The organism is Lysobacter sp. Soil_N_51 (assembly GCF_057655755.1).
In genome coordinates this window covers 3,874-13,935 of sequence record NZ_JBDGLR010000021.1, presented here as the reverse complement: position 1 = coordinate 13,935, position 10,062 = coordinate 3,874, and the positions used below count along the sequence as shown (strand labels likewise).

8 protein-coding genes and 1 pseudogene are annotated in these 10,062 nt (G+C 66.0%); 4 read left to right on the top strand and 5 right to left on the bottom strand.

Annotated elements, in window-relative coordinates:
* Positions 1-82 (top strand): annotated as a pseudogene (locus AC3A4T_RS24455) (IS1595 family transposase); the annotation flags it as partial.
* Between the two features lie 126 nt (positions 83-208).
* On the opposite strand, the gene AC3A4T_RS24450 reads toward AC3A4T_RS24455, so the two are convergent.
* Positions 209-2,383 (bottom strand): S46 family peptidase, encoded by a 2,175-nt coding sequence (locus tag AC3A4T_RS24450; protein ID WP_487677752.1) that lies wholly within the window; start codon positions 2,381-2,383, stop codon positions 209-211.
* A gap of 282 nt (positions 2,384-2,665) precedes the next feature.
* Positions 2,666-4,819, bottom strand: a complete 2,154-nt coding sequence (locus AC3A4T_RS24445) for a S46 family peptidase (RefSeq protein WP_487677751.1) — start codon at positions 4,817-4,819, stop codon at positions 2,666-2,668.
* 150 nt (positions 4,820-4,969) lie between these two features.
* Between AC3A4T_RS24445 and tdh the strand changes: the two genes are divergently transcribed.
* The 3 genes from tdh (at position 4,970) to AC3A4T_RS24430 (ending at position 7,823) form a co-directional block, all read left to right on the top strand.
* The gene (tdh, locus tag AC3A4T_RS24440) at positions 4,970-6,004 is read left to right on the top strand and encodes an L-threonine 3-dehydrogenase (protein WP_200957249.1); all 1,035 of its coding nucleotides are present in this window, start codon (positions 4,970-4,972) and stop codon (positions 6,002-6,004) included.
* A 124-nt stretch (positions 6,005-6,128) separates the two neighbouring features.
* Positions 6,129-7,322: a glycine C-acetyltransferase gene (gene kbl, locus AC3A4T_RS24435; protein WP_487677750.1), complete on the top strand. Its 1,194-nt coding sequence runs from the start codon at positions 6,129-6,131 to the stop codon at positions 7,320-7,322.
* A gap of 111 nt (positions 7,323-7,433) precedes the next feature.
* Positions 7,434-7,823: an HNH endonuclease gene (locus AC3A4T_RS24430; protein ID WP_487677749.1), complete on the top strand. Its 390-nt coding sequence runs from the start codon at positions 7,434-7,436 to the stop codon at positions 7,821-7,823.
* Positions 7,824-7,847: 24 nt separating this feature from the next.
* Here the strand turns inward: AC3A4T_RS24430 and AC3A4T_RS24425 are convergent, their stop codons facing one another.
* The 3 genes from AC3A4T_RS24425 to AC3A4T_RS24415 all read right to left on the bottom strand — a co-directional run bounded on the left by AC3A4T_RS24425 (position 7,848) and on the right by AC3A4T_RS24415 (position 9,746).
* On the bottom strand, positions 7,848-8,120 hold the full coding sequence (locus tag AC3A4T_RS24425) for a hypothetical protein (protein ID WP_487677748.1): 273 nt from the start codon (positions 8,118-8,120) through the stop codon (positions 7,848-7,850).
* Between the two features lie 34 nt (positions 8,121-8,154).
* Positions 8,155-8,907 carry a pseudouridine synthase gene (locus AC3A4T_RS24420; protein ID WP_487677747.1) on the bottom strand — a complete coding sequence of 251 codons (753 nt, stop codon included), beginning with the start codon at positions 8,905-8,907 and terminating at the stop codon, positions 8,155-8,157.
* A 308-nt stretch (positions 8,908-9,215) separates the two neighbouring features.
* Entirely contained in the window at positions 9,216-9,746 is a 531-nt protein-coding gene (locus AC3A4T_RS24415) for a hypothetical protein (RefSeq protein ID WP_157476564.1), read from the bottom strand.
* Between the last annotated feature and the right edge of the window lie 316 nt (positions 9,747-10,062).

Sequence of the window (10,062 nt, the reverse complement as noted above, 5' to 3'; positions counted from 1 at the left end):
TTTGAAGGAATGTGAGTTCCGCTTCAACTACGGCACCCCGCGCGAGCAGCTTGCTACGCTACGGGACTGGACGGGGCTATAACCCTTATCTAGGACAGCCCCTTCGCTTTTAGCTTTTAGCTTTTCACCGCAACCACAACACCCCACAAAACAAAACGCCAGCCGGTTCCCCGACTGGCGTTTCGCACATCCAACGATGCAACCGCGATTACTTCTTCGCGGGCACGCCCAGCTCGACCAGCAACTGCGGCGCCGGGTACACCTCCTGCATGATCCAGCGCATATAGCGCTGATCGACCGCGATCATGCGGGTCATGGTCGGATCGAACAGCCAGTTCGAACTCACCGATTCCCAGTTGCCGTCGAACGCCAGACCCACCAGCTTGCCTTCGCCGTCGAGCACCGGCGAGCCGGAATTGCCGCCGGTGATGTCCAGGTCGGACAGGAAATTCACCGGCACCGACTTCAGGCGCTTGTCGGCCAGACCGCCATAACGCTTGTCGGCGACCGCTTCGAGCAAAGTGTCGGGCGCATCGAACGGATCCTGGCCGGTGGCCTTGGCCGCGATCTCTTCGAGCTTGGTGAACGCCGCCTGCTTGCTGCCGTCGAGCTTGGTGTAGGGCTTGACGTTGCCGAAGGTGATGCGCAGGGTCGAGTTCGCGTCCGGATACACCGACTGCTTCTTGCTCTTGCGGTAATCGATCACGCCCTGCAGATACACCGGACGCGCCGCCAGCGATTCGCCTTCGCGGGTCTTGGCTTCCTGTTCGATGCGCAGCACCGCCGGCAACAGCGCCTTGGCCAGCTGGATCGCCGGGTCCTTGCTCTTGTCCAGGCTCGCGCGATCGTCGTCGATCAGCGCCAGACGTTCCTTGGTGGTGCCGAGCTTGGTCTTGGCCAGCTTGTCGAGACCGCGCTTGATCGCCTTCTCGTCGGAGCCGCCGAGCCAGCGATCGAGTTCGGCGATGCGTTCGCCGGCCGGCAGCTTGACGTACTCGCGCAGCCAATAGGCCTGCAGCTCGCGGTCCATGCGCGGGTCGTAGCGGCGCTCCATCTGTTCCAACGCGCCCTTGATGCTCGGCAGATCGCGCTGCTGATAACCGGCTTCGCGCTCGGCGTCGGGCTTGGCGCGTTCGACCGACAGGCGGTACAGCGTGCCCGCCGCCGAGATCACGCCGACGCGGCGCAACTGGCTGAAGACCAGATCGCGCTGACGGTGCGCGACCGCACTTTGATTGACCGCGACCAGCTTGTCGTGCGCGGCCAGCGCCGCGGCGCCCTGCGCACCGCGCTTGCGCAGCCAGTCGAGCACGGCCGCTTCATCGGCGCTTTTCTTCTGCGCCGCGCCGATGCGCTCGAAGCCTTCCAACTGGCCATCGTAGTTCTTCGAGGTGTTCTGCCAGCCGCGCACGGTGCTGGCGTATTTCACCGCGATTTCCGGGTCTTTCTTCGCGGTTTCGCCGACCAGTTCGATCAGCGCCTTGTAGTGGCCGGCGATGGTCGGATAGGTCCAGCCCGCGGTCGAATCGAACTCGCTGGCCAGCGCGTAACGGTTGGTGCGGCCCGGGTAACCGGCGACCATGACGAAATCGCCCTCGCCCAGCGGCTTGTCGGCGAGTTTCAGATAGCGCTTGGGCTGATACGGCACGTTGTCCTTGGAGTACTCGGCCGGCTTGCCGTCCTTGCCGACATAGGCGCGGTAGAACGAGAAGTCGCCGGTGTGGCGCGGCCACATCCAGTTGTCGACTTCGCCGCCGTAGTTGCCGACGCTGCCCGGAGGCGCATACACCAGACGCACGTCCTTGATCTCGACCGTGCGGAACAAACGGTAAGTGCCGCCACCGAAGAAGCTGTACAGCTCGCAGCTGTAACCGGCTTCGGCTTCGCATGAGGCGATCAGTTTCTTCTCGATCGCTTCCAGCGCATGGGTGCGATCGATCGGCTCGACCGCATCGTCGATCACGGCCTTGACCTGCGCGGTCACGTCCTGAATCGAGTCGAGCACGTAGATGCGCGAGGACGGGCCGGCGGAGACTTCCTGCTCCATCGTCGCGGCGTTGAAGCCGTCGCGCATCAGGTTTTTCTGCGCGGTCGAGTTCAACTGGATCGCGCCGTAGGCGCAATGGTGGTTGGTCACCACCAGCCCGCGCGGAGCGACGAAGCTCGCGGTGCAGCCACCCAGCGACACCACCGCGCCCATCGGGTCGCCGGTGAGGTCGGCCAGCTGCTTGGCATTGAGCTTGAGCCCGGCCTTCTTCAGCGCCACGGAGATTTCCGGCAGCTGCTGCGGCACCCACATGCCTTCGACGGCGCTTGCCGTAGTCGCAGCGCCCAGTGCCAGCGTCCCTGCCGCGATCGCGGCGGCCATTACGGTGTAGCGCATCGTATTCCCCTGCTGAGTGCGAAAAAACAGTGTGAAAGTCTAGCCCCATCGGGCCGGGGCCGCCACGAACGAGGGCCGCGTGGCGGCAAAAACGAGTCGGTGCAAGCCCGAAAGCGGGCCGCTATCGGCCGATTCTGCGATACCGGTCGCGACCCGGCGCAGCCGCGACCCACCGCCGGCGGACGCCAACATCGGCAAACACCCCGGCCGCCCCGATCGCATCGGCCGGGGCCTATCCAGATCGCGTGCGGCACATCCCGCGCGCCGCACGCGAATCCCGGATCACTCCGCCGGCAGCTTCATTTCCTTGAGCAGATGCGGCGCCGGATACACCTTGGCCAGCAACCAGCGCATATAGCGCATGTCGACGTGGATCGCGCGCTTGTAGCGCGGATCGAACATCCAACTGGCGCTGACCGCTTCCCAGTTGCTGTCGAAGTTCAGCCCGATCAGCTTGCCGTTGGCGTCGAGCACCGGCGAGCCGGAATTGCCCCCGGTGGTGTCGAGGTTGGTAAGGAAATCGACCGTCTGGGTCTTGAGTTCGGGATCGAGCGTGCTGCCGAAATCGCCCTTGGCGATCGCATCGCGCAAGGCCTGCGGCGCGTCGAACGGCTTGACCCCGGTGTGCTTCTCGACGATGCCCTGGACCGTGGTCAGCGGCCGATAGCGCACGCCGTCGCGCGGGTCCATCGTGCTGACCTTGCCGTAGCTCACCCGCAGGGTCGAGTTCGCATCCGGATAGACTGCCCGGCCCTGCGAATGACGATACGCGATCAAGGCGCGCATATAGGCCGGGCGCAGGCGCAACAGCTCGCCTTCGCGCGCCTTGGTTTCCTCTTCGATGCGCAGCACCGCCGGCAGCAGCGTGGCCGCGGCCTTGAGCAGGCTGTCGTCGCTGGCCTGCAACTGTTTGGCATCGCTGTTCATCGCCTGCAGGCGCGCGGCTTCGTCGCCCAGGCGGGTGCCCGCGTACAGAGCATCGAGCGTGCGTTGCAGCGAGGCGCGATCCTCGCCTGCGAATACCTGATCGAACTCGGCCACGCGCGCGGCCTTCGGCAGCGCCTTGTACTGGCTCAGCAGATACAGCAGCAATTCCTTTTCGACCGGCAGCCAGTACCGCCGCTGCACCTGCTTGAAGCGGCCGGCGATCAGCGCATCGTCGCGTTGCTGATAGCCGCTTTCGCGCTGCGCATCGGGCTTGCCGCGTTCCAACGCCAGGCGTTGCACGGTCAGCGCGGTGTTGAGCAACTGGGTCTGGGTGCGGATCGCGGTCAACAGCTGATCGCGTTCGCGCATCGCCGCGCCCGCGGCGAGCACCTGCTGCGCGGCGTCGATGTCGGCGCGGATCGCCTTGGCCTCGGGTTGCTTGTCCAGCCACGCCAGCATCGCCGCCTCGTCGTCGCCGCGCACCTTGACCGCATCGCTGCGACGCAGGCCATCGAGTTCGCCCTGCGCGCGCTTGAGGGTGTTCTTGAAGCCGGCGACCTGCGCGGCGTAGCGCACCTTCGCCTCGGCGTCGTTGGCGCCGGCCGCTTCGACGGTCTTGATCAGGCCGCCGTACAGCGCCACCCGCGACGGCAGTTGCCACTCGATCTGCTGAGTGAATTCGGACGCCATGCGATGACGGAAGGTCACGCCCGGATAACCGGCGAGCATCGCGTAATCGCCTTCGCGCACCGGGTCGGTCGACACCTGCAGATGCCCGGGCGGCGCATACGGCACGTTGTCGGGCGAATAGTCGGCCGGCTTGCCGTCCTTGCCGACGTAGGCGCGCAGCAAGGTGAAATCGCCGCTGTGGCGCGGCCATACGAAGTTGTCGACCTCGTCGCCATAGTTGCCGATGCTGTCGGGCGGCGCGTACACCAGACGGATATCGCGCAGTTCCAGCTGGCGGATCAGATAGAAGTCGGTGCCGTAGTACATGTTGGCGACGCTGCAACGGGTACCGCCGTCGCGTTCGCACTCGGCGACCACCGCCTTGCTCGCGCTGTCGACCGCATCGTAGTAAGCGCGGCCGTGCTTGCCGCGCGCGCCGGCGAGGATGCGCTCGGTGACCTTGTCGAAACCGGTCGTGACCAGCACCCGGAAATCCGGATTGGCCGGCAGCTCGGCGGCGCGGTCGGCGGCGACGAAGCCGTTGCCGATCAGGTCGCGGTCCGGCTTGGAGTTGTACTGGATCACGCCGAAGGCGACGTGGTGGTTGGTCAGGACCAGACCATCGGGGGAAACGAAGGCGCCGGTCGCACCGCCGACCTTCACCACCGCGTTCATCGGCGCGCGGGTGAGTTCGGCGAGATCGCTCGGATTGCCCTTGAACCCCGCCGCGCGCAGCTGGCGCGCGAGGTCGGGCAGTTGCGAGGGCATCCACATGCCTTCATCGGCCTGGGCGGCGGTGGCGCACAGCGCCAAGGACAGGGCTAACACACGGGGGCGCATGGATTTTCCGGAGCGACGAGGAAGTCGCGACGATAGGCCAAGCCGCCCGCCGCGGGCAAACCCGGACGGGCCAACCCAGGCAGAGCTGCGGCGTATAATTCGCGCTTCTCTCCTGCCCGGCCTGGCCGTGGCCCCTAGGTATCGACTCCAATGACGCAAACGATGAAAGCGCTGGTCAAGCGCGAAGCCGGCAAGGGCATCTGGCTGGAAGAAGTGCCGGTGCCGGTGCCCGGTCCGAACGAGGTCCTGATCAAGCTCGAGAAGACCGCCATCTGCGGCACCGACCTGCACATCTATCTGTGGGACGAGTGGAGCCAGCGCACGATCAAGCCCGGCCTGGTGATCGGCCATGAATTCGTCGGCCGCGTCGCCGAAGTCGGTCCCGGCGTGGTCGGCTACCGTCCCGGTCAGCGCGTTTCGGCCGAAGGCCACATCGTCTGCGGCCACTGCCGCAACTGCCGCGGCGGCCGTCAGCATCTTTGTCCGAACACGGTCGGCATCGGTGTGAACCGCAACGGTGCGTTCGCCGAATACATCGTCATGCCGGCCAGCAACCTGTGGCCGATCCCCGACCAGATCCCGAGCGAACTGGCCGCGTTCTTCGATCCCTACGGCAACGCCGCGCATTGCGCGCTGGAATTCGACGTGGTCGGCGAGGACGTGCTGATCACCGGCGCCGGTCCGATCGGCATCATCGCCGCCGGCATCTGCAAGCACATCGGCGCGCGCAACGTGGTCGTCACCGACGTCAACGATTTCCGCCTCAAGCTCGCCGCCGACATGGGCGCCACCCGCGTGGTCAACGTCGCCAACCAGTCGCTCAAGGACGTGATGGCCGACCTGCACATGGAAGGTTTCGACGTCGGCCTGGAAATGAGCGGCAACCCGCGCGCGTTCAACGACATGCTCGACTGCATGTACCACGGCGGCAAGATCGCCATGCTCGGCATCATGCCCAAGGGCGCCGGCGCCGACTGGGACAAGATCATCTTCAAGGGCCTGACCCTGCACGGCATGTACGGCCGCAAGATGTACGAGACCTGGTACAAGATGACCCAACTGGTGTTGAGCGGTTTCCCGCTCGGCAAGGTGCTCACTCATCAATTGCCGATCGACGAATTCCAGAAGGGTTTCGACCTGATGGAAGCGGGCAAGGCGGGCAAGGTGGTCCTCAGCTGGAATTAGTGGGCAGGAACGAGTGCAGAGGAGTGAGGAGTGAGTAGAAGCTCCTCGCTGCCGCTGTTACTCACTTCTCACTTTTCTCCACTCTTTTTTCTTCCAAACCTCACGCACCGACGAAACCCACACCATGTCCCTGACCCAACACTACGCCGACACCCTCGACGAAATCCGCGCGCAGGGGCTGTTCAAGTCCGAGCGCGTGATCACCAGCCCGCAGTCGGCCGAGATTCAATTGGAAGACGGGCGCACGGTGTTGAACTTCTGCGCCAATAATTATCTGGGCCTGGCCGATCATCCGGACATCATCCAGGCGGCGAAGGACGCGCTCGACACGCATGGTTTCGGCATGGCCTCGGTGCGCTTCATCTGCGGCACCCAGGACCTGCACAAGCAGCTGGAAAAGACCATCGCCGATTTCTTCGGTACGCAAGACACGATCCTGTATGCGGCCTGCTTCGATGCCAACGGCGGTCTGTTCGAACCGCTGCTCGGCGAAAACGACGCGATCATCTCCGATGCGCTCAACCATGCCTCGATCATCGACGGCGTGCGTCTGTGCAAGGCCAAGCGCTTCCGCTACGCGAACTGCGACATGGCCGATCTGGAAAAGCAGTTGCAGGCCGCCGATGCGGCCGGCTGCAAGACCAAGCTGATCACCAGCGACGGCGTGTTCTCGATGGACGGCTTCATCGCCCCGCTCGATGAAATCACCGCGCTGGCGAAGAAGTACGGCGCGCTGGTGCATATCGACGAATGCCACGCGACCGGTTTCCTCGGCGCGAACGGCCGCGGCTCGGCCGAGGTCAAGGGCGTGATGGACAAGATCGACATCTTCACCGGCACCCTCGGCAAGGCCATGGGCGGCGCGCTCGGCGGTTTCACCACCGCGAAGAAGGAAGTGGTCGAACTGCTGCGTCAGCGTTCGCGTCCGTACCTGTTCTCGAACTCGCTGCCGCCGCATGTGGTCGCGGCCGGCATCAAGGCCTTCGAAATGTTGTCGGCCGCCGGCGATCTGCGCGATCAGCTTGCGCAGAACACCGCCTACTTCCGCGAGCAGATGACCCAACTGGGTTTCGACGTGAAGCCCGGCGTGCATCCGATCAGCCCGGTGATGCTGTACGACGCGCCGCTGGCGCAGAAGTTCGCCTCGCGCCTGCTTGAAGAAGGCATCTACGCGATCGGCTTCTTCTTCCCGGTGGTGCCGCAGGGCCAGGCGCGCATCCGCACCCAGATGTCGGCCGCGCACACGCGCGAACACCTGGACCGCGCGATCGCCGCCTTCGCCAAGATCGGCCGCGAACTCGGGGTCATCAAAGCTTGATCCAAACCCGGCGATTCGCACGCAGCACCGGCCGCGCCGGTGTTGCGCCGCGTCGCGGTGGTTTCGACGAAGCCCGCGCTGCGGGCCTCGTGTCCGCATCGCGATAGACCCATGCGCGCCGCGCTGCGTCGCCGCCTGCTGCAGGCCGTACAGACCGACGCGCTGGCCGTGTTCGACGGCGACGTCTGGCAGACCCGCTGCCTGCATTGCCGGCGCGCGCTGAGCCTGCGCGAGGACGGCGAAGCCCTGGGCACGACTTCGCTGGAGCATGTCGTGCCCAGCGCCTGGTTCGGCAAACGCGCGGCCGCCGCGCTCACCGCGCGCGTCGGCGACGACGCCGACGACCCGCGCAACCTCGCCCTGGCCTGCGCCACCTGCAATCACGGTAAAGGCTGTAGCCACGATGCGCGCGGCCCGGGCGACCAACGCGCGCGCGAGGTGGTATCGGCCTTGCTCGATGCGCGCCTGGCGCGCTGGCGCGACGCCGGGCCGCGCGACTGACACGCCGTCGCTGCGAGGCGGCGCTTACTGCTGTGAAGCGATCATGGCCTTTTCGAGTTGGATCAAGCGGTTCGACACCTGCGCCATCGCCGCATCGGCGATCGCCAGTTCGGTCTGCGAGGCCGGCTGCGCGGCCAGCGTGGCGAATATCCGGGTCGGACTTCGAGTCTTGTGACGGGGCGTCGTAACGCCGACATCAAGACGATCGCTGCGACCGAGGGCTTGTGGAGAGGTTTCAACCCCGACGCGGTTCTTTGATTGACTGCGGACCTTCCCAAGCGCCAGATCGCAACGCATCAAGGCTGGAGCCGCGCCGACAACAGACCGCGTTTCAGTCGCCAGCGACCAACGCAGCGACCTCGATCGCGCTGAGTCCGCGCCACTGGCCCTTGCCCAACTCGCCGAGCGCCAATCCGCCGATCCCGACCCGCACCAGCCGCAGCACGCCGATATCGAACGCCGCCAGCAGACGCCGGATCTGCCGGTTGCGGCCTTCGTCGAGCACGATCTGCAGCCACGCGTTCTTCTCGCCGGCGCGCAGCAGCGTCGCCGACTTCGCGCGCAGGCGTTCGCCGTGCTCGATCACGCCCTCGCCCAACGCGGCCAACCGCGCGGCATCGGGGATCGCATCGATCTGGACGTGATAGGTCTTGTCCGGCCCGCGGTCCGGATCGGTGATGCGCGCGGCCCATTGCGGATCGTTGCAGAACAGCAGCAGGCCTTCGCTGGCCTTGTCGAGGCGACCGACCGGCGCCAGCCACGGCAACGGCGCGTCGCCCAGTCGCGCGCCGTCGAGGCAGCGGTACACGGTGTCGCGGCCGCGTTCGTCCTGGGCGGTGGTCACCAGCCCGCGCGGCTTGTTGAGCATCAGGTACAAGCGCGGCGCGGCGTCGGCAGCGTTACCGTCGACTTGGACCCTGTGCCGGCCCTGCACGATCGGAAATTCGGGATCGCGCACGATGCGGCCGTCGACCGACACGCGCCCGGCGGCGATCCATTTCGCCGCTTCGCTGCGCGAGCACAGGCCCTGCTTGGACAGCACGCGGGCCAGGCCATGTCGGGGCGATGAGGATGAGGTACTCAAGCGCGGTCCTGGAAGCTGTGGAACGTCGGCGGCATGGCGACAGGGACGAACCCGACGGCGATCGGGTCGAAGCGATCTGGACGCATCGCCTGGGTTAAGCGCGACCGCAGAGCGAACCCGGATCCGCCGCACGATACGAACCGCTCGCGAAGTACCCAGGCGACCATCCGGCCTCGCCACGATCATGAGCCGAAAGCCCGCGCATGGCTTCAAGCCACTTATCGCCGCGAGACCAAGCCGCGCGGGTCAAAACAAAACGGCCGCAGGCATTGCCCGCGGCCGCTGCAGTCGCGTCGCCGCGGCGAGGCTTACTTCTTTTTCTTCTTCTCGTCGGCCGGAGCCGGCGCCGGTGCGGGATCGACGGCCGGAGCCGGCGCGGCCGCCGCGGCGGGCGCGCCGTTGCCCTTGGCCACGCGCACGCCCTTGGCCTTCATCCAGGCGCTGAATTCGTCGGCGGTCATGCGCTTGCCGCCCTGGCTCATGTCGAAGCGCCACGGCGTGTTGTCGTATTGGGTCTGCGGCTTGTACGCGGCCGGATCGTTGGCCGACGGCATGCCGGTCGAGGCCGGCGTGGCCTTGGCAACGTTGCAGCCGTCCAGGCGGATGCGCAACAGCACCTGGTCGACCGACAGCGCTTCGTCCAGCGCCTGCGACAGCACGCCGGTGGGCGCGCCGAGCTGATGCGAGGGCGCGACCAGTTCCGGCGCGATCGGCGCGATCAGGGTCGGCTGCACCGGCTGCGCGCGCGAGGCGGTCAGCGCCGCGCAATTGGCCGCGCTCTGCGCTTGCGAGGCGCCGGCAATCAAGATCAACGACAGTCCGGCAATAACTCGGCGCATGATTTTCTCCTGGATTCGGCGCGAAGACGATTCCTACGCCGTTTGAACAGTGCGCGCCAGTGTAGGCGCCAGGGCTGGATCGGACAACATTTGGGGCCGGGATTGGGGATTCGGGATTGGGGATTCGCAAAAGCCGAAAGCGGCGCTGCTTCGCTTTTGCCGAATCTCGAATCCCCAATCCCCAATCCCGGCCCCCAAAAACGAAGCCCGGCACAAGGCCGGGCTTCGAAGTGTCGCGGTGCGGGTTCCGAAGAACCCGCGGATGTCGCTTAGTTCTGAACGTTCAACTCGGTGCGGCGGTTCTTCTCGCTCTTGC